A 20,160-nucleotide genomic window follows, 5' to 3' on the forward strand; every position below is an offset into this window, starting at 1 on the left:
AATGATCTAATGTCGTAGTTTTGCTTCTTGCAGTCATATTAATAGATGCAATAAAAATAATATCAGGTCGGCATGGCGTTTTCACTCCCCGAAAAGAGAATGAAAACGCCATTATCAAGACATCAGGCCGCGATTGCGTCCATCGCCTGCAACACTCGCTTATCCGAAATCGGGTACGGCGTACCGAGCTGCTGGGCAAACAGGCTGACGCGCAGTTCCTCGATCATCCAGCGGACTTCCTGCACGTCGTCATCCTGACGGCGCGCTGGCGGTAGCTTATTCAGCCACTGCTGCCACGCCTGCTCGAGGCTCTCGACCTTCAGCATCTGCACGCGGTCGCGATGCGGGTCGATAGCCATTTTCTCCAGACGTTTTTCAATCGCCTGTAGATAGCGCAAGGTATCGCCCAAACGGCGGAAACCGTTGCCGGTAACGAAACCGCGATAAACCAGCCCGCTCATCTGCGATTTGATATCCGACAGCCCCAGCGCCATGGTCATATCCACGCGGCCTTTCAGACGCTTGTTGACGTTAAATACCGCGGTCAGAATCTGCTCGACCTGTTTGGCTATTTCCACCACCGTCTCGTTCAGCTCGGCGCGCACTTTTTCATGCAGTACGGCAAAGCCCTCTTCCGTCCACACCGGCCCCCCCGCTTCATCGATCAGCTTATCGACGCCGCAGGAGATGCAGTCATCAATCAGATCCAGCACTTTACCGTACGGGTTGAAATAGAGCCCCAGCTTGGCTTTGTTCGGCAGCTTCTCGTGCAGATACTTAATCGGCGACGGAATGTTCAGCAGCAGTAAACGACGCAGACCGCGCCACATTGCCTGCTGCTGCTCCAGCGGATTATCAAACAGCTTGATCGCCACGCTGTCGCGTTCGTCCACCAGTGCAGGCCACGCTTTCACTTTGTAGTTACCACGCTTCTGCTCGTAGCTCTCCGCGAGGGTGCCAAAACTCCAGATATGCAGCCCACTCTGCTCGATACCATCGTCGGCCACCGCCGACAGCGTCTCCTGCACTTTCCCCTTCAGCGCATCCTTCAGCGCCTGGAGCGAACGTCCTTCCTGCAGCTTCTTGTTCTTATCATCCACTACCCGGAAGGTGATTTTCAGGTGATCGGGCACCTGATCCCACTGCCAGGACTCGCGGTCGATAGTCACCCCGGTCATCCGGCGCAGTTCCCGCTCAAGAGAATCCAGCAGCGGTAGCTCAAGCGGCGTGGCTCGGCCTAAAAACGCTTCTGCATAGTTGGGCGCGGGGACGAAGTTGCGGCGAACCGGCTTCGGCAGCGATTTAATCAGCGCGATAACCAGCTCGCGACGTAAACCGGGGATCTGCCATTCAAACCCAGCGTCTTCGACCTGATTTAATAAAGGCAGCGGAATATGCACCGTCACGCCGTCGGCGTCGGCACCCGGTTCAAACTGATAGGTGAGACGCAGCTTCAGGTTGCCCTGATGCCAGAAGTTCGGATAGTCCAGCTTGCTGACCTGCTCCGCCCCCTCTTTAATCAGCATGCTCTTCTCAAAGTTGAGCAGATCCGGCGTCTCGCGACTCGCCAGCTTCCACCACTTATCGAAGTGGCGCGCGGAGACAACGTCATGGCTGATGCGCTGGTCGTAGAACTCAAACATCGTTTCGTCATCGACGAGAATGTCGCGGCGGCGCGATTTATGCTCCAGCTCTTCGATTTCGTTGCGCAGCTTCAGGTTGTCGCGGAAGAAGGCGTGACGCGTCTGCCAGTCGCCCTCCACCAGCGCGTGGCGGATAAACAGCTCGCGGCACAGTGCCGGGTCAATCTGGCTGTAATTCACCTTACGCGCGGCAACGATTGGCAGGCCGTAAACGGTGACCTTTTCGGTCGCCATCACCGCGCCCTGCGCGCGCTCCCAGTGCGGTTCGCTGTACGAGCGTTTAATCAGATGCTGCGCCACCGGCTCAACCCATTCCGGGTCAATACGCGCGGCAATGCGTCCCCACAGACGGCTGGTTTCCACCAGTTCAGCAACCATCGTCCACTTCGGCGGTTTCTTAAATAGCCCGGAACCAGGGAAGATGGAGAAACGCGCATTACGCGCGCCAGTAAACTCCTGCTTATCGGCGTCTTTCATGCCAATATGCGACAGCAGGCCGGTCAGCAGCGCAACGTGAATTTCCCGATATTCAGCAGGTTCGCTGTTAACTGGTATACCCAGCTCTTTGACCACCTGACGCAGTTGGGTGTAAACATCCTGCCACTCGCGCACGCGCAGATAGTTAAGGAAATCGACCCGGCACTGTCGGCGGAACTGATTCGATGACAGCGCTTTCTGCTGTTCGCCGAGGTAGTTCCACAGGTTTACAAACGCCAGGAAGTCAGACTCTTTGTCGTGGAAACGGCGATGTTTCTCATCGGATGCCTGCTGTTTATCCATCGGCCGCTCGCGCGGGTCCTGAATGGAGAGTGCCGAGGTGATGATCATCGCCTCGCGCACGCAGCCGTGTTTTTGCGCTTCCAGCACCATCCGCGCCAGACGCGGATCGACCGGTAATTGACTGAGCTGACGGCCCATTGGCGTCAGCTTATACGCAGTCTGCTGCTCGTCGGTGGTAATCGCCCCCAACTCTTCCAGCAGGCGCACGCCGTCCTGAATATTGCGCTTATCCGGCGCTTCAACAAACGGAAACGCGGCGATATCGCCCAGCCCCAGCGCGGTCATTTGCAGGATAACGGACGCCAGGTTGGTACGCAGAATTTCCGGGTCGGTAAACTCCGGGCGCGACAGAAAATCATCTTCGGAATAGAGACGAATACAGATCCCTTCCGACACGCGACCACAGCGGCCTTTACGCTGGTTAGCGGAGGCCTGCGAAACCGGCTCGATCGGCAAACGCTGCACTTTGGTGCGGAAGCTGTAGCGGCTGATACGCGCGGTACCCGGGTCGATAACGTACTTGATACCCGGTACGGTCAGCGAGGTCTCCGCGACGTTGGTCGCCAGCACGATCCGCCGCCCGCTATGAGCCTGGAACACGCGGTTCTGTTCGCTATTGGAAAGCCGCGCATACAGCGGCAGCACTTCGGTGTGGCGCAGATTCAGCTTATTGAGCGCATCGGCGGTATCGCGAATTTCACGCTCGCCGCTCATAAAGATCAGAATATCACCGGCACTTTCGCGCCCCAGCTCATCAACCGCGTCGAAAATCGCTTGCAACTGATCGCGCTCGGTGTCGTCCGCATCTTCGACAATCGGACGATAGCGCACTTCTACTGGATAAGTTCGACCAGACACTTCGATAATCGGCGCATTATTGAAATGCTTTGAAAAACGCTCAGGGTCAATGGTCGCCGAAGTGATGATGATTTTCAGATCTGGACGGCGCGGCAGCAGCTCACGCAGGTAGCCAAGCAAAAAGTCGATATTCAGGCTGCGCTCATGCGCTTCATCGATGATGATGGTGTCGTACTGCATCAGCAGTCGATCCTGCTGGATCTCTGCCAGCAGGATACCGTCGGTCATCAGCTTGACCATAGTATTGTCGCTAACGTGGTCGCTGAAGCGGACTTTATAGCCGATGCAGCCGCCCGGCTCGGTTTGTAGCTCTTCCGCAATACGGTTGGCCACGGTTCGCGCCGCCAGACGACGCGGCTGAGTATGGCCGATTAAGCCTTTGACTCCGCGCCCCAGTTCCATACAGATTTTCGGCAACTGAGTGGTTTTACCAGAACCGGTCTCGCCCGCCACAATCACCACCTGATGGTCGCGAACGGCTTCGAGAATCTCTTGCTTTTTCTGGCTAACCGGCAGGTTTTCCGGATAGGTGATCTCAGGTCGTGCGGCTTCGCGCAGCAGGACTCTCCCTGCCGCCTGTTCAATTTCTTGCGCCATCTCCTGAAGAATGGCTTGTTGAGCTTCAGGATTTTTAACCTTCTTCACGCCATGCAGGCGACGGGCGAAGCGCGGTTTATCGCGCAACATCAGGCCGTCAAGCCGTTGCAGGAGCTGTGAGAAGGTGAGTTTTTGTTGTTCTGTCATAGCGTTATCGGGCAGCGCACTGCCGGGAAAAATCTCTTTTGAAGTATCGCGTTAGAGTACCACATCCGCGCATTTCGTGCCTTGTTCAAAAAAATTGAACACAGAGTTCGATTTATTGCGCTTTCTCTGTGGCATGATTGTGAATACAGTGTCAACAAGCACCAGGGCATCAGCCCGTCAATCACATTAATAAGGAAACACCCATGAGCAAGGTATTAGTTCTGAAATCCAGTATTCTGGCAGGGTACTCGCAATCTGGTCAGCTGTCCGACTATTTTGTTGAACAATGGCGTGAAAAGCACGCTGAAGACGTTATCACCGTGCGCGACCTGGCAGCAAATCCGATTCCGGTACTGGATGGCGAACTGGTTGGTGCTCTGCGTCCGAGCGATGCGCCGCTGACTCCGCGTCAGCAGGAAGCCCTCGCGCTTTCTGATGAGCTGATCGCTGAACTGCAGGCGAACGATGTGATTGTTATCGCCGCGCCGATGTACAACTTCAACATCCCAACCCAGTTGAAGAACTACTTCGACCTGGTGGCGCGCGCTGGCGTGACCTTCCGTTACACCGAGAAAGGTCCGGAAGGTCTGGTCACTGGTAAACGCGCCGTTGTTGTGACCAGCCGCGGTGGCATCCATAAAGATACCCCGACTGACCTGGTGACGCCGTACCTGTCTACCTTCCTGGGCTTTATCGGCATCACCGACGTGAACTTCGTGTTCGCTGAAGGTATCGCCTACGGTCCGGAAGTGGCTTCTAAAGCGCAGTCTGACGCAAAAGCCGCCATCGACAGCGTTGTTGCTGCATAAGGCTGAATGCCTCCCGCTTCACTGCGGGAGGCATATTTTACTCTTTCTCGTAGCGCAAATACCCTGCCACGCCGCCGCCCCCATCCTTTGGATGATTGATCCCATTGCTCACCTCTACGCAAGGAAAATCAAAAGGCGATACGCCCTCAATGCATGCCACATTCACGCCATACTGCTGCGGATTCGAACGCCGCTGATGAAACGTGTAGATCCCGCACACCGAGCAAAAAAAGTGCACGGCTTCGCCAGTATTAAAGCGATACTCCGTGAGCTTATCTCGTCCACGTAATATATCGATTCCTGCAAGCGGAGCAGAGACCGCCACCGCTCCCCGCATCCGACAGTACGAACAGTTGCAGCGCCGAATGGTATTGAATCCATCGCTGAGTTCAACGGTAAATGCCACCGCGCCGCAGTGGCACTGAGCGGACAGTTTTTCAGCCATAGCGTCTTCTCTCTTCAGGCATTGGTCGTACAGCCTGTATTAGGGTGAATGTAAACAACAACCTGAGAACATACTTAACCATTCACGCCATTAATGCCAGTATCAACATCATCTATGTTGCGGTTCGCCGTTTACCCGGAAGCGGCGCTACGCACCGGTCCGTAGGATCCACAAACAAAAGGGCCATCGGACGATCGCCGCAGATAATCCATACCGCTAGTATCTCATCGCGGGCAGGTTGTTTATCACAATAAAATAACCTATTAGCTGGAATGGCGCGGTCACCACATCCCCGACCAAGGCAAAAGGATACAGAAGACCGAGCGCAGAAAATTTCGAGCCTTCTTTCTCTAAGTTAATCGTCGCCGGTAAGAAGGTCACTTTATCTTTACCGCCAGATTTGCTCTGTAATACGCCGGAGACATAATTCATTCGATAAATCAGTTCAGGACGTTCATCACCCTGGTAAAGACGAAAACCAGAGGCAATCAGCACCTGTTTCTCTTTCTCAGTCAATTGACGATCTCTTACGATATAGCTAATTTCAATCGGCCCGTTGCTGGAAAATTTATGCTTCGAATTCACGTGGAACGTAGTCAAACCCGCATAAAATGATAAATAATTGATATCTATAACATTTCCAACATCTTCTTTTGCCAGAAAATCAGCGAGTGCCTCTCCATCGGAGGTTATCTGATAGGTGTATTTGTCGCCAACCAGACTTAACGTATTCCTCTTTTCCATCCCGTTACTGCTTGCCCGCATCGCGTAAAGCGAGTCTTTATCAATGGTATTGGCGCTTTTACTTCGCTCAATCTTCTCTGACAACCCCATCGTCATACAGCCGGATAAAAGCGGTGTCAGTAATAACAGCGCGCCGATAGTTTTCCATTTCATCATTGATCTTCCTGATTGCTATTTCATATCAAAACATTAAAGCCAGTATCCACATCATCCACGTTGCGGCGACAGCCATCAGCGTTCGGCGAAGCTGTTTGAGTGCGCCCTGCTGGCGCTCGATAAACGTCAGTTCACGCAGTCTTGCACGCCGCCAGATAAAAGCCAGCGCCTCTCCGGCCTGGTCGTTATTCTCCTGCGTGATAAGCGTGAAATAGCGTGCATCCAGCCAGATTCGCCAGCAGCCAAAAAAGACGATGCCGCACAACAACACGATGACGGCGCGCATCACGCCCGGTGGCGCGATAAACATCGCCCATAGCAATGGCGGAGTGGCAAACAGCAGCAAATAGCGCCAGCTGGCCAGCGTATGCTGAAGCAAACGATACTGAAGATCTGCCTCGATTGTTACATTGTCACTTTCTGTTGCCATTGCCGTAGTCTCTCCAGATGTTCATTCGTCAGCACCACCTGCGGGCGACATCGGCGCAGAGACGCCACCGCCTGCTCTGCCGTCGCCACGTGCCCGTAGCACAGGAGCCATGCTGCCACCACCATCGCGCTGCGCGACAATCCCAGCGCGCAGTGAACCAGCACCGATCCCTGCTCCTCGCGCAGCGTTTCCAGCATCGCTACCGCCAGGCGCAGCTCGGCTTCCTCCGGCGGCACCAGATCCAGCATCGGTATGCAGTAATAAGCACGTGATAAGGTTGCGCGGCTGCGCGGAAACTCACAGGTCAGATCCAACACCGCATGTTGCTCAGGCGTGCGGCGTGGATAGCTGCCCAGGTAAACACCCGCAGCGATGGCGTTCACCGGCGGCAGACGGCGTGTGAACCAGCGCATCGACAACCACATACCAACGCGCCACGGTAGCGTCAGCCAGTACACGGCTGGCGGCAGTCGCCCCAGCTCATCTTTTCCCATGGTCGCCGCGCCAAACCCGCCATAGCCGCGTCCGGCAATCAGCAGCGCCAACATCGGCCAAAGCAGCACGATCGGCAGCCAAACGGACCAATGCATTAACAGCATTCCGATCAATATGCAGAGGACAAAACCCAGCAAGTAATAGCGCGCCAGCCTGAAGTGGGTCACATCCGGCTGCTGCCAGCGCCAGCGACTTTGATAAGGCACCATCCAGTCGATTAACATCCCCACCGCGAGCCCGGTCACAATATCGATGAAATGATGCTGCCAGGTGGTCAGTACCGAAACCGCAATCAGTAAAAACCAACCACTGCATAGCCTGCGCCAGCCGCCGGAAAGGTGGCGGCTGAAATGACGCCACAGCAGCCAGCAGAGAATAATATGCAGCGATGGCGACTGATTATACGGCAGGTCGAACTGCTCAAGCTGGCTGAACAACCAGCCCGCCGCGCCGGAAACCGGTGGGCGCGTAAAGCTAAACTGCAAGGGGAAAAGTGCAAATCCGACGCAGGCGAGAACCGAAGCTAACACCAGGCGGTGCACCAGCCGCCGCTGCTCGAAACGCGTCGCGCAGATAAACAACGACAGCCCGTAAAACAGATCCAGACTCCAGTAAGGAATAATGCTCCACGGAATAAAGGGGATCGCCGACTCCCAGCCAAACACGATGCTGCCAACGTCATGGGTCTGAGCATCGCGATAAGCGGTAAATAGATTCAGCTTGCCGTAGGTGAAGAAGAAAAACGGTGCCAAAAAGAGTAACCAGCCAACCGCCTGCAGCATAACCTTACGACGTTCAGTCATCACGGCGCACCGCCATGGAAACGGTGAAAATTCCCCACTCGTCAATCAGCTGCGTACATTTCTCAAAGCCCGCTTCGCGCACCAGTGCATCCATTTCGCCCTGGGTACGCACCCGCATCACCCACGCTTTGCCATCTTTATGGCTGGTCAGCGACCAGGCGATGGTTTTTAACTGCGGGTGCCACGGCTGGCCGGTGTAAATCAGCACCCCACCAGGCGGGATAGCCTGCGCAAGGCCTTTTAGCGACTCACGCACCGGCGCATTTTCCGGGAACAGCTCGTACAGCCCGGAGACAATGCCCAGCGTCGGTTTCGGCTCCAGCGCCGCCAGCTCCGCGCGGTTAAAGGCATCGCCCTGCTCAAAGCGCGCGCGGGCTGACATATCGCGTTCGGCGATCATCTGCTGGCCCTTCTCAACGTTCAGCTCGCTGTAATCACGCAGCAAAATGTCGCTTACCGTCGTTTCTGCCTCCAGCGCATCGAGCACGTAGCGCCCATGTCCGGCGGCGATATCCACCACTCGCACCGGCATGCCTTGTGCTGAGAGTTGCGCCACTGCTTGCTGAATCAACTGCTGGAGATGGACCTTACGCTGACGAATACCGCGCCAGCCAACGCTATTCAGGTAATTTTTATCGATGTGTCGCCCCAGCCAGCTACTGCCCTGCGGCTGGTTACGGTAGACGTAATCGAGGGTGCTGCCAGAGTCAAAACCGGTTGTAAAACCCAGGCGAACACCGGCAGATTGCGTGCCCAGCATCCTCATCGCATAACGCAGCCCCCGGTAAGCTAAATCGTCACAGGAGTAAGGCTCCGGGCCGCCGTTCAATTGCCGCCAACTATCCGCCCCCGGACTCCAGCGATCTTCCTGAGAGTAATCGAAAGGCTGCGGCGGCTGCGCGTACAGCACATCAAGAAACGCGCGTATTTTGTCGAACGCCAGCGCGCGGTCGCGCTCACCCAAGGTATCGTGATAAAAACCGGGCAGCACATGCATTTCTTTCAGCGGGTGACGCAAACGCTGGTAAAAATCACGCTGCGGCTTACGGTGAACCACATAATCCGCGCCGGAGACAAGCATCAGCGTCGGTAACGTTATCGCCGCCGCGTCGCTCACCAGCCGTTCCGCCGTGCGATAGAGATCGAGCAAGATATTGACCGCAATCGCCCGCGCAATCAGCGGGTCCTGGTTAAAACTCGCCACGCGCTGCGGGTCGTGCGTCAGGTATTTTCCTTTTACATAGGAATTAACAAAAAACAGGCCGCGCAGCTTGTGCATCAATCCCAAACCCGCACGCGCAAACGGAACGTAAAGCTTGACCTTAAACGCCGGTGAAGCCAGCACCAGGCCGCGAATATTCGGCGCATAATCATGGGCCCAGGCGGCGGCCAGCACAGCGCCAACGCTTTGCGCGATCACCGTAACGTCCAGCATCTCAGCCTGAGAATTCACAGCTGTAAAGCGAACAAACTCATCGACATCGCGCACCGAGCGCGCCAGCGAGGGACTGAACCCGCGCTCTCCCGGAGAGCGTCCGTGGCCACGTGCATCCCAGGCGTAAAAATCGGCCTCGGGCATGCCCAGTTCATCGACAATATGCTGCAAACGCCCAGAGTGCTCGTGCCCCCGATGGAACAGCACAATCACTTTGCGCGGCGCTCCCGTCGCCAGGGCTGGCCAGTAGCGATAAAACAGCGACGTGTTGTCGCTGGTGACAAAATGGTGTTCCTGCGCAATACGAGTCTCAACCATGAGATTTTTATCCTTGTGTACGCCGTAGCGTTAGTAGCAGAAATAGCGAATAAAGTGGAAAAACACCGGTGCGGTGAAAATCAGTGAATCAAGCCGGTCAAGAATGCCACCGTGGCCAGGGAGCAGCGTGCCGCTATCTTTCACGCCCATATCGCGCTTCACGGCCGACATCACCACATCACCGCAAAAACCGGTGACGCCGATGATCACCCCCGCCAGCAGCGACATTCCCCAGCCGAGCGGCGTCATTAACGGCCCCAGCAGCAGTGCGGCCAGCGTCGTAGAGCCGATCCCGCCCAGCAGCCCGGCCAGCGTCTTATTCGGGCTCACTTTTGGCGTCACCTTGATGTGCCCCAGCGATTTGCCCCACAGATACTGGGCGACATCGTTGAACTCGGTGAGCCCGACCAGGAACAGCACCAGCAGCGCGCCGGTTTGCAGACCATCAGCGGGAAGAACCAACAAAAAAGCGACATGACTCACGGCAAAGACGGTGGTCATCAATCCCCAGTGCAGCTGCGCCGCACTGTGTAAAAAGCCCTGCGTCTCCCCCACCAGCACCATCCGGGCAGGCAAAAAGAGAAAGGCATAAACCGGAATAAAAATAATGAACAGTCCATACCAGTCGATGCCGATTAACCCGTAGTTAATGGGGATAGCGATAAACATCCACAGTACGGGCATCCGGTCGGAGTGGCGCGCGGGTACCAGCGTCAAAAACTCCTTTAACGCCAGTGCGCTCACCAACGCAAAGAAGGTTAACACCAGCCAGCGCGGGCTGATGAGCGCCAGAGAGAAGAGAACGGCAATCACCCACCAGGTGCGGATACGTAGCGTTAACTCACGCCAGTCTTTATTCGGTTTGCACCAGACCAGCAGGCCATTAATGAGCGTCGCCAGCAGCAGCACGGCGAAGACCGCGACCAGCGATTTTTCCAGCAGCATCATGGGTGATTCCCCGGTAGCACGCTGCGACAGCGGTTGATGATGGTCCAGACCAACAGCAGCGTGACAATCCCCCAGGCGACATTGCACCACGCGATCAACTCAGGCCAGCCGCTCAGCGCCAGTCCCCAGGCACCGAACACCAACGCGCGATCGCTTTTGCCCATCGGTCCGGCATAGCTGCGCACGCCGTTAATCGCCTGCGCCAGCACCCCGGCGAATTCGCTGAGAATGGTGAAAAATAACATCGACAGCACCAGCTGCGGGCTGCTGCCAGGCAACAATATAAAGGGAAGATAGAGCGCGATATCAGATAAGACATCGCCGAATTCATTCAACAGCGCGCCGAGCCGGGTCTTCTGATTACATTCCCGGGCCAGCATGCCGTCCAGCGCATTGAGCGCCATACGGATAAACAGCACCACCGGCAGAAGCCAGAACAGTTCGGGATTGGGGAACAGCAGCAACAGGCCGCCGGTGAGAAATGAGAGCGCCATCGCGGCCAGGGTAACCTGATTAGCGGTGATCTGTTTCTTCGCCAGGCAGAACATTAGCGGACGCAACAGCGCCTGAAATGCCGGTTTCACGCAGTAGAGGGTCATTATCAATCCTTGATAAAAACAAAGAACCATACTGCATCAGAGCGCTATCTGACCGCTACTGTGCTTACTGCAACAGCGCCAGTTTCGGAATTAATTCAGACTCTGGCGCGGGTTCTTATTACAGCTGCGACTTCGGCTTCAAATCTTCATCAAACTCCAGCCGCTTGCGGTCGGGCTCCGCTTTGCTCAGCGGTTGCACTTCAGAAAGCGTATTCTGACAGCGTTCGACCAGCACCTGATACTCACGCGTGCCCTGCTTTTTCCACTCAAGCTCCTGCTCGGTTAAAGTGCGAATCGCCTTTGCCGGGCTACCGACGATCAGATGGTTGGCGGGCATCTCAGCCCGGGCTTTCACAAACGCCGACGCGCCGACAATGCTGTTTTCGCCGATCGTCGCCCCGTCGATAATCACCGCGCTCATGCCGACCAGCGCATTACGCCCAATCACGCAGCCATGCAGGATCGCGCCGTGGCCAATATGCCCGTCTTCTTCCACCACCGTGTCCTGCCCCGGAAAACCGTGCATTACGCAGTTATCCTGAATGTTCGCACCATCTTTCACCACAATGCGGCCAAAATCACCGCGCAGACTGGCGTTGGGGCCAACGTAAACCCCTTTGCCGAGGATCACATCGCCGATCAGTACGGCAGTTGGGTGAACGTAGCTTTCGTTAGGTACGACGGGGATCATTCCGTCCATCTGGTAAATCGGCATGGCTTCTCCTGTATTGGCACGGTGCACTCCCTCTCCCTTAGGGAGAGGGCCGGGGTGAGGGTTAATGCACTTTGCCCCCTCACCCTAGCCCTCTCCCCAGAGGGGCGAGGGAACAGTGCGGCAATGTTTTCTCTACAGTGCAAATAGTTGGCATCTTTTTTAGGCTAATCCACCAAAGCGTTGATAATAAAGCGGCCCCGGCGCGGGCAGTTCGCCCACCGAGCTTTCGCCTTTATCACTGACGAAAATCTGGGCGCCGGGTGCAACGCGTTGATAGATATTGATACACAGCTGGCGCGCGGTTTGCCCCAGCCAGTGGGCAGGCAGCAGTTCCTCTGGCAGCAACGGATCTTTTAGCACCACGCGACGATAAAAATGGATCAGCAGTAAACGGACCTGGAAGCAACGTTCCGGCGTCAGTTCATCCGGCTCGGCATCACGCAGCAGCGGCAACAGCGGACGAAACAGGGTGATAAACGCCTCGTACATGGTGTTCTGTTCGGTCAGGTGCCAGCACCCTTCTACCCGTTCGCGAAGCGCCGCACGGGAGAGCGCTAACGGCGAGTGGGCTTCAAAGCAGATAACGTTTTCCGCCACGCCCGCTTCATGTAGCAACGATTGCACGTCCGCCAGCTTTTGTGACGGCGAGGCCAGCAGACTTGGCGCGAGGACGCCGAATCCCTGCCAGATCAACTGCTTTTTGACCTCCGCGAGGGTGTTTTTTTCTAACCCTTCCGAGAGTAACAGCAGCCAGGTGCCGTCCCATTCCGGGGCACCGGCGCGATAAATTTTACTTTCGGCGCGGCGCGTCAGGCGTAAACCTTTGTCGCTCAGGCGATAGAAGCTGCGGCGGCCAATGCGCACCACGTCCAGCCACTCTTCTTTGTTGAGGCGAAACAGCGCGGTACGTACAAAGCGCTCGCCAAAGCCGAGTCCTTCAAGCAGTGCCGCCACGCTGCCGAGCCAAATTTCCCCGCCACGCTGGGATAAGCAGTCGCCGTATAACGAGGCGATAAGCGAGGTGCCGCTCACCGGCATCGCGGTCACCGCCTGCTGAATAAAGCTATCGAGTTTGTCCATATGATTCATTCTGTTGTTATTTTTGTCCTTTTCGAATCATAGCACAGGAAATCCCGGAGGCGGTGCTACGCACCTGTCCGGGCTACGGGCTTGAGGCATCAGGTAGCCCGGACAGGCGCAACGCGCCGCCTCCGGGAGAAGGTATTAACCGTTAGCGGCAGCTTTGCGCAGGTCAAACACCCGGCACGCTTTGCCTTCGGAGCGCGGAATGCTGCCGCAGTTAACGATGCTGACGTCGGTGGAAATCCCGACCATCGACTTAATACGGTGACGCAGATGGTGGCAAATCTGGCAGCGTTGCTCATGGTCCAGCGCCAGACCGCTCTCTTTTAGCTCCACGCGTACGGAAAGTGAATCAAGATGCCCACGGCGATCCACCTCCAGCTGGTAATGCGGCGCCAGATGTTCAATCTTGAGGATCTCTTCTTCCAGCTGCGACGGGAAGACATTAACGCCACGAATAATCAGCATGTCATCGCTGCGCCCGCTGATGCGATCCATCCGGCGCATAGTGCGGGCGGTGCCCGGCAGCAGGCGCGTCAGGTCGCGGGTGCGGTAGCGGATCACCGGCAACGCTTCTTTGGTGAGCGTGGTGAACAGCAGCTCACCATGCTCACCGTCGGCCAGCGGCGTGCCGTCGTCCGGGTTGACCACTTCCGGGAAGAAATGGTCTTCCCAGATAGTCGGGCCATCGCCAGTTTCAATACATTCCATCGCCACGCCAGGCCCCATCACTTCAGACAGGCCGTAAATATCCAGCGCGGTAATGCCGAGGCGACGTTCAATTTCTGCCCGCATTCCCGCCGTCCACGGCTCGGCGCCAAACACGCCAGTACGCAGCGAGCAGCCGCGCGCGTCGCCGCCCATCTGGCGTTCGAGTTCTTCAATCAGGTTCAGGCAGTAAGACGGCGTCACCATGATCATGTCGGGCTTGAAATCACGAATCAGCTGCGCCTGCTTCTCGGTTTGCCCGCCGGACATCGGGATCACCGTGGCCCCTAAACGTTCCGCGCCGTAATGCGCGCCCAGGCCGCCGGTAAACAGGCCATAGCCGTAGGCCACATGGATTTTGTCTTTCGCGGTGCCGCCCGCCGCACGCAGTGAACGCGCCACGATATTGGCCCAGGTGTCGATGTCGTTTTGCGTATAGCCGACGACGGTCGGTTTGCCGGTGGTACCGGACGACGCATGGATACGCACCACCTGCTCCATCGGCACCGCAAAGGTGTCGAACGGATAGTTATCACGCAGGTCCTGTTTGGTGGTGCAGGGAAACTTGCTCAGGTCACTCAGCTCACGAAAATCATCCGGATGAACCCCCGCCGCGTCGAACTTACGGCGGTACATCGGCACATTTTCATAGGCACGTTTGAGCGTCCACTTCAGACGTTCGGTTTGCAGAGCCTGTAATTCGTCACGCGATGCAGTTTCAATCGGATCTAATGTTGTTGTAGTTGTCATTTTGTAGGGTATCCGCAGGTCAATTAGCTCACACTCGCTCGAGGATCAGGGCAATGCCCTGGCCCACGCCAATACACATCGTACACAGCGCATAGCGTCCATTGCGTCGTTCCAGTTCCAGCGTTGCTGCCAGCGCTAAGCGCACGCCGCTCATGCCCAACGGGTGGCCTAAGGCGATGGCGCCACCGTTGGGATTCACGTGTTCAGCATCATCTGCCAGACCGAGCTGGCGCATCACGCCCAGCGCCTGAGCGGCGAAGGCTTCGTTCAGCTCAATCACGTCCATATCGTTAATATTCAGCCCGGCACGCTCCAGCACTTTACGCACTGCCGGCACCGGCCCCAGCCCCATAAACTTCGGTTCCACACCCGCCGTCGCCATTGCCACGATGCGTGCTCGCGGCGTCAGCCCCTGCGCACTAGCCTGTTCTGCGCTGGCAATAATCATCGCCGCCGCGCCGTCGTTCACGCCTGAGGCATTCCCGGCGGTGATCACGCCGCCTTTGCGAAACGGGGTTTTCAGTGAAGAGAGTTGTTCGAGGGTGGTTTCCGCACGCGGATGTTCATCATCACGCACCGCGCTAACCGCGCCCTTCTTGCCGATAATCTGCACTGGCACAATTTCCTGCGCCAGAATGCCGTCGCGCTGAGCTTGTGCCGTGCGCTGCTGACTGCGATAAGCAAAGGCGTCCTGGTCTTCGCGGCTGATATTTAACAATTCAGCTACATTCTCCGCCGTTTCCGGCATGCTGTCAGTTCCAAATTGTTGCTGCATGAGCGGGTTCACAAAACGCCAGCCGATAGTGGTATCAAACATCTCCGCCTGACGCTGAAACGGCGAGGTGGCTTTGCCCATCACAAACGGCGCGCGGGACATGGATTCCACGCCACCGGCAATCAGCAGATCCGCATCACCGGCTTTAATCGCCCGAGCGGCAAAACCAATCGCGTCCAGCCCGGAACCGCACAGGCGGTTGATGGTCGTGCCCGCCACCGTGTGCGGATAACCCGCCAGCAGCGTCGCCATATGCGCCACGTTACGGTTATCTTCCCCCGCCTGATTGGCGCAGCCGAAGATCACATCGTCGATGGCGCTGGCGTCAAGCGCGGGGTTACGGCTGAGTAATTCCCGCAGCGGGATAGCCGCCAGATCGTCGGCGCGAACGCCGGCCAGCGCGCCGCCGTAGCGACCAATCGGGGTACGAATGCCGTCACAAATAAACGCGTCACGCATTAGACTTCTCCTGTAATAGTGCCGCCGATGCGGTGCGATTTGCCGCGAAACAGGGCCACGGTTTTTTGCTGCTGATTGGTAATTTCAATGTCATAGACGCCGTTTAGCTTTCCCTGCTGTTTCACCCGCGCAGTGGCGGTCAGCAGCTCACCAACAAAGGCCGGACGCAGGAAATCGATACTGGCGGCAGAGGCCACCGCCGCCAGCCCCTGACTGTTGCAGGCGTAGGCGAATGCGGTATCAGCGAGCGAAAAAAGCTGTCCGCCGTGGCAGGTTTTATGGCCGTTCAACATATTCGGTGACACCGCCATGGTCATCTGCGCGTAGCCTTCGTCCATTTCGATAATCTTGATACCCAGCGTTTTGGCACAGGTGTCGTTCTCATACATGGTGCGCGCGTTGCGCCAGGCTTCATTACTCATGACGCATCTCCAGTAGCGCTTTTTCGCGCAGCAGCGCGCTCGGGCGATAACGTTCTTCGCCGTAGTGCTGTTGCAGGTTTTCCAGCAAACGCAGGACGCGCCCCCAGCCCAGTGATTCCCCCCAGCCAATCGGGCCTTGCGGGTAGTTGACACCCAAACGCATGGCGGTATCGATATCCTCGGCGCTGGCGACGCCTTTTTGCAGCGCGTCCAGCGCTTCGTTCGCCAGCATCGCCACCGTGCGCCACACCAGCAGGCCCGGATAATCGGCGATGCGCAGCACCTTTTTGCCCTGCTGCTGGTAGAAATAAACCGCTTTGTCGGTGGCGGCTTGTGAATTGATGGCAGCACTTGCCAGCACTACCGTGTCGCCCGCCGCGTAGTCGTACAGCACCACCGGGCGGTTGTGCTGTACGCTTAAGGCCAGCGCGGTTTCGCCAGTGGTTTCCAGCAGCAGCACCTCGTCCAGTTCAGTGACAACGTCACGCTTAATATTCTTTGCACCACTCGCTGCTGGTACCGCAGCCAACGCCAGTTCCGGCGCTGCTTCAACAGGCCAGCGATAAACGCCGTGACCGCTTTTCTTGCCCAGACGCCCGGCAATAGCCAGCTCCTGTTGCAGCAGCGACGGCAGAAAACGTCGGTCCTGCCAGAAGGCGTTAAATACCGAACAGGTCACCGCAAAATTGACGTCCTGGCCGATAAGGTCGGTCAGCGCCAGCGGCCCCATCGGGAACCCGCCGCCGTCGCGCAATGCGGCGTCAATCACCTCAGGCGTAGCCACCTGCTCTTCCAGCGCTCGCCAGGCTTCGGCGTAAAACGGACGCGCCACGCGGTTGACAATAAAGCCCGGCGTTGAACGGCAGCGCACCGGCTGTTTACCCCAGGCGCTTACGGACTGGCACAGTTGCTCAACCACTTCGGCTGAGGTCGCCAGCCCGCTGACCACTTCGACCAGCTTCATCACCGGAGCGGGGTTAAAGAAATGCAGACCCGCTACGCGCTCGGGATGTTTAATGCCAGCGGCAATGGCGGTTATGGAAATCGACGAGGTATTGCTGGTCAACAGCGTCGACGGGGAGCAGATCTCCGCCAGTTGGCTGAACAGCGCCTGTTTGATCTCCAGACGCTCGGACGCCGCTTCAATCACCAGTTGCGCATCCGCAAGCTGATTCAGTTCAGTTGCCGGAGTAATACGCGCCAGCAGCGCCTGCGCCTGCTCAACGCGGAGTTTTCCACGGCTGACGCGGGAAGCCAGGCGCTGGGCGATACCGTCAACAGCGCGGGTAATCGCGTCAGCGGAAATGTCATACAGCAGCACCGAATGCCCGGCGCTGGCAGCCACTTCAACGATGCCTGCGCCCATGGTGCCGCCGCCAATCACGGCGACGGTGTGGAGTGTTTGCGTCATGGCTTATTTCCCGCTGAACTGTGGAGGACGTTTGCCGAGGAAGGCGCTGACGCCCTCGCGATAGTCGTCGCTGCGCCCGGCAAGGCGCTGGAAATCGCGCTCAACGTCTAGCTGGTCATCCAGGGAGTTGGTTTCCGCCAGCTGTAACGCTTTCTTGATGAGCCCTAAGCCGTAGGTGGGCTGGGAAGCCAGATGGCGCGCCAGCGTCAGGCTGGTATCTTTAAGCTCTGCGTCATCCACCAGTTGCCAGATCATGCCCCACTGCGCGGCTTGTTCTGCGCTCAAGCTGTCGCCCAGCAGCATCAACCCCATCGCGCGGGCGCGGGTGGTGACGCGCGGTAATACCCAGCTACCGCCGCAGTCCGGTACCAGACCGAGTTTGCTGAAAGCCATCACAAATTTCGCAGAACGCGCCGCCAGCACGATATCGCAGCCCAGCGCCAGCGTGGCACCAGCACCTGCCGCCACGCCGTTGACCGCACAAATCACCGGCTTGGGCAGCGCGGCTAAGCGACGCACCAGCGGGTTATAAAAACGCTCCACCGACATGCCTAAATCCGGAGCGGGGCCGCTCGGGTCAACGTTACGGTCGTTCAGGTCTTGTCCGGCGCAAAAACCGCGCCCGGCACCGGTAATCAGCAGGCAGCGAATGGTCTCGTCGCGTTCGGCCTGCTTGAGACTCTCGGACAACTGCTGGTGCATGGCGTCGTTAAAGCTGTTGAGTCGGTCCGGGCGGTTCAGGGTGATGGTCATCACGCCCTGGTCGATATCGCTAAGAATGAATGCGTCCACGGTTAACGTCCTTTGAAGGCTGGGGTGCGTTTTTCTAAAAAGGCAGCGATGCCTTCGCGACGGTCTTCGGTGGCGCTGAGCAGCGTAAACAGCTGACGTTCCTGGGTTAGCCCGGCCTGCAAACTGACCTCCTGCGCCAGACGTAACGACTGTTTGGCGGCACGCAGCGCCAGCGGTGAGTGGCGAGCGATGGTCGCCGCCAGTGTCAGCGCGTATTCGTCAGAGAGGTTGGCCGGATGGATATCGCTGACCAGCCCGGACTGCTGTGCCCGCTGGGCGTCAATGCTTTCACCGCTCAGTACCATGCGGCTGGCCAGAGCTTTGCCGACGCTACGAATCAGGCGCTGAGTCCCACCGGCCCCCGGCATGGTGCCGAGGGTGATTTCCGGCAGACCAAAGCGCGCGTTATCCCCGGCGATCACCAGGTCGCACAGCAGCGCCAGCTCGCAGCCCGCGCCCAGCGCGTAGCCGTTGACCACCGCAATCAGCGGCTTGTTAAAGGCATCGATACGCGCCCATAAGCGCGGACGAATATCATCAAAGGTGGCGGGCAAATCTTTTTCTGCCATTTCGTTAAGGTCTGCACCTGCCGCGAAATAACGGGTATTACCGCTAATCACGCAGACACTAATGCTCTCATCCGCCGCCGCACTTTCCAGCGCCTCGGCAAGCTGGGTCAGCAGCGCGTCATTCAGCGCATTACGCGCCTGCGGACGGTTTAGCGTTAGCTGTAAAACGCGGTCGTGACGGGTAATAAGGAGTTCGCTCATGCCATCCCCCGCGCATCAAAATCCACCACCACATCGCCGCTGGTTGGCAGCGCCTGACAGCTCAGCACATAGCCCGCAGCCAGTTCATCGGCTTCGAGGCTGTAGTTGGCTGCCATCGCCACTTCGCCGCGCACCACTTTGCATTTGCAGGTAGCGCAGACGCCGCCTTTGCAGGCAAACGGCAGGTCGGCACCCTGACGCAGTGCGGCATCGAGAATGCTGTCATCTTCCGCAGAGAGCGAAATCAGACGCTCGCGACCGTCCTGACGCAACGTCACGGTGCGCCCTTCGGCCTGTACGCCGGTGGCGCGTTTAACGCTGGTACCCGGCGTATTGAAACGCTCCAGGTGAATGGCTTTTTCCGGCATTCCCAGCGCACGCAGCGTGGTTTCAGCGTCATCCATCATCGCCGACGGGCCGCAGATAAAAGCGTCGTCAAAGCGGCTGAAATCGAGCAGGTGCTCAGACAGCGCGCGCAATTTGTCGCCGTCGATGCGCCCCTGTAACAGGTCGCTGTCCATCGACTCCTGGCTGAACAGATGGATCACCTGTAAACGCTGCGGATAGCGGTCTTTCAGATCGGCCAGCGCCTGACGGAACATCATGCTGTGGCTGCTGCGGTTGCTATAGATCAGGGTGAAGCGGCTGTCGCTTTCCATCGCCAGCGTGGCTTCGATAATCGCCATCATCGGCGTGATCCCGGAACCGGCGGCGATCGCCAGATAGTGGGCGCTGCGATCGACCTGTGGCTGGTAGCCAAAGTGACCCTGCGGCACCATCACCTCAAATTCCATGCCCTGCTGGATATCGCTCTGGGCGAAGCGTGAAAAACGGCCACCGTCGATGGCTTTCACCGCCACGCTGATTTCTGCCGGTGAGCGGCTGCGACAGATGGAGTAGCAACGGCGCAGTTCTTCACCACCAAGACAGGTTTTCAGCGTCAGATGCTGGCCCGGACGGAAGGCGTAGGCGCTACGCAGCGCGTCGGGAATGGCAAAGGTGATGGTCACCGCATCGCGGGTTTCCGGCTCGACCTTTGCCACGGTAAGCGAATGAAATATTGTCATC

At 57.5% G+C, this 20,160-nt stretch carries 18 protein-coding genes; 1 reads left to right on the forward strand and 17 read right to left on the reverse strand.

The genetic code is table 11. The annotated features are described in order from the left end of the window. Positions 1 to 122 precede the first annotated feature (122 nt). Positions 123 to 3,968, reverse strand: coding sequence for an ATP-dependent RNA helicase HrpA (hrpA, locus tag HV213_RS15615; protein ID WP_249415951.1), 3,846 nt, complete (start codon positions 3,966 to 3,968; stop codon positions 123 to 125). A gap of 260 nt (positions 3,969 to 4,228) precedes the next feature. On the opposite strand from hrpA, the gene azoR reads away from it, so the two are divergent. Beyond that, positions 4,229 to 4,834, forward strand: coding sequence for an FMN-dependent NADH-azoreductase (azoR, locus tag HV213_RS15620; RefSeq protein WP_110274817.1), 606 nt, complete (start codon positions 4,229 to 4,231; stop codon positions 4,832 to 4,834). Between the two features lie 37 nt (positions 4,835 to 4,871). Here azoR and HV213_RS15625 read toward each other — a convergent pair whose 3' ends face one another. From HV213_RS15625 to paaE, 16 genes are all read right to left on the reverse strand, one after another. Beyond that, positions 4,872 to 5,279 carry a GFA family protein gene (locus HV213_RS15625; RefSeq protein WP_181482400.1) on the reverse strand — a complete coding sequence of 136 codons (408 nt, stop codon included), beginning with the start codon at positions 5,277 to 5,279 and terminating at the stop codon, positions 4,872 to 4,874. Positions 5,280 to 5,495: 216 nt separating this feature from the next. Continuing rightward, positions 5,496 to 6,179, reverse strand: coding sequence for a hypothetical protein (locus HV213_RS15630; protein ID WP_181482401.1), 684 nt, complete (start codon positions 6,177 to 6,179; stop codon positions 5,496 to 5,498). Positions 6,180 to 6,204: 25 nt separating this feature from the next. Continuing rightward, entirely contained in the window at positions 6,205 to 6,609 is a 405-nt protein-coding gene (locus tag HV213_RS15635; RefSeq protein WP_181482402.1) for a hypothetical protein, read from the reverse strand. After that, positions 6,585 to 7,910, reverse strand: a complete 1,326-nt coding sequence (locus HV213_RS15640; RefSeq protein ID WP_181482403.1) for a phosphatase PAP2/dual specificity phosphatase family protein — start codon at positions 7,908 to 7,910, stop codon at positions 6,585 to 6,587. The genes HV213_RS15635 and HV213_RS15640 overlap by 25 nt, the downstream gene beginning before the upstream one ends. Then, a complete protein-coding gene (locus HV213_RS15645; protein ID WP_181482404.1) occupies positions 7,900 to 9,660 on the reverse strand; it encodes a bifunctional alpha/beta hydrolase/class I SAM-dependent methyltransferase in 1,761 nt (586 codons plus the stop codon). Before HV213_RS15645 ends, HV213_RS15640 begins: the two co-directional genes overlap by 11 nt. A gap of 30 nt (positions 9,661 to 9,690) precedes the next feature. Next, entirely contained in the window at positions 9,691 to 10,608 is a 918-nt protein-coding gene (locus tag HV213_RS15650; protein WP_181482405.1) for a phosphatidate cytidylyltransferase, read from the reverse strand. Beyond that, entirely contained in the window at positions 10,605 to 11,207 is a 603-nt protein-coding gene (locus HV213_RS15655) for a CDP-alcohol phosphatidyltransferase family protein (RefSeq protein WP_181482406.1), read from the reverse strand. Before HV213_RS15655 ends, HV213_RS15650 begins: the two co-directional genes overlap by 4 nt. Positions 11,208 to 11,325: 118 nt before the next feature. Beyond that, a complete protein-coding gene (paaY, locus tag HV213_RS15660) occupies positions 11,326 to 11,922 on the reverse strand; it encodes a phenylacetic acid degradation protein PaaY (protein ID WP_181482407.1) in 597 nt (198 codons plus the stop codon). Positions 11,923 to 12,081: 159 nt separating this feature from the next. Continuing rightward, the gene (gene paaX / locus HV213_RS15665) at positions 12,082 to 13,002 is read right to left on the reverse strand and encodes a phenylacetic acid degradation operon negative regulatory protein PaaX (RefSeq protein WP_181482408.1); all 921 of its coding nucleotides are present in this window, start codon (positions 13,000 to 13,002) and stop codon (positions 12,082 to 12,084) included. 144 nt (positions 13,003 to 13,146) lie between these two features. Beyond that, positions 13,147 to 14,463, reverse strand: a complete 1,317-nt coding sequence (gene paaK / locus HV213_RS15670) for a phenylacetate--CoA ligase PaaK (protein WP_181482409.1) — start codon at positions 14,461 to 14,463, stop codon at positions 13,147 to 13,149. Between the two features lie 28 nt (positions 14,464 to 14,491). Next, the gene (gene pcaF / locus HV213_RS15675) at positions 14,492 to 15,697 is read right to left on the reverse strand and encodes a 3-oxoadipyl-CoA thiolase (RefSeq protein ID WP_181482410.1); all 1,206 of its coding nucleotides are present in this window, start codon (positions 15,695 to 15,697) and stop codon (positions 14,492 to 14,494) included. Further along, entirely contained in the window at positions 15,697 to 16,119 is a 423-nt protein-coding gene (gene paaI, locus HV213_RS15680) for a hydroxyphenylacetyl-CoA thioesterase PaaI (RefSeq protein ID WP_181482411.1), read from the reverse strand. The genes pcaF and paaI overlap by 1 nt, the downstream gene beginning before the upstream one ends. Beyond that, positions 16,112 to 17,530 (reverse strand): 3-hydroxyacyl-CoA dehydrogenase, encoded by a 1,419-nt coding sequence (locus tag HV213_RS15685; protein WP_181482412.1) that lies wholly within the window; start codon positions 17,528 to 17,530, stop codon positions 16,112 to 16,114. Before HV213_RS15685 ends, paaI begins: the two co-directional genes overlap by 8 nt. 3 nt (positions 17,531 to 17,533) lie before the next feature. Next, positions 17,534 to 18,322, reverse strand: a complete 789-nt coding sequence (paaG, locus tag HV213_RS15690; protein WP_181482413.1) for a 2-(1,2-epoxy-1,2-dihydrophenyl)acetyl-CoA isomerase PaaG — start codon at positions 18,320 to 18,322, stop codon at positions 17,534 to 17,536. A 2-nt stretch (positions 18,323 to 18,324) separates the two neighbouring features. Further along, entirely contained in the window at positions 18,325 to 19,092 is a 768-nt protein-coding gene (gene paaF, locus HV213_RS15695; protein WP_181482414.1) for a 2,3-dehydroadipyl-CoA hydratase PaaF, read from the reverse strand. Then, positions 19,089 to 20,159 (reverse strand): 1,2-phenylacetyl-CoA epoxidase subunit PaaE, encoded by a 1,071-nt coding sequence (gene paaE / locus HV213_RS15700; RefSeq protein WP_181482415.1) that lies wholly within the window; start codon positions 20,157 to 20,159, stop codon positions 19,089 to 19,091. Before paaE ends, paaF begins: the two co-directional genes overlap by 4 nt. Between the last annotated feature and the right edge of the window lies 1 nt (position 20,160).

The sequence above is a fragment of the Klebsiella sp. RHBSTW-00484 genome (assembly GCF_013705725.1).
Taxonomy (GTDB): Bacteria; Pseudomonadota; Gammaproteobacteria; order Enterobacterales; family Enterobacteriaceae; genus Klebsiella.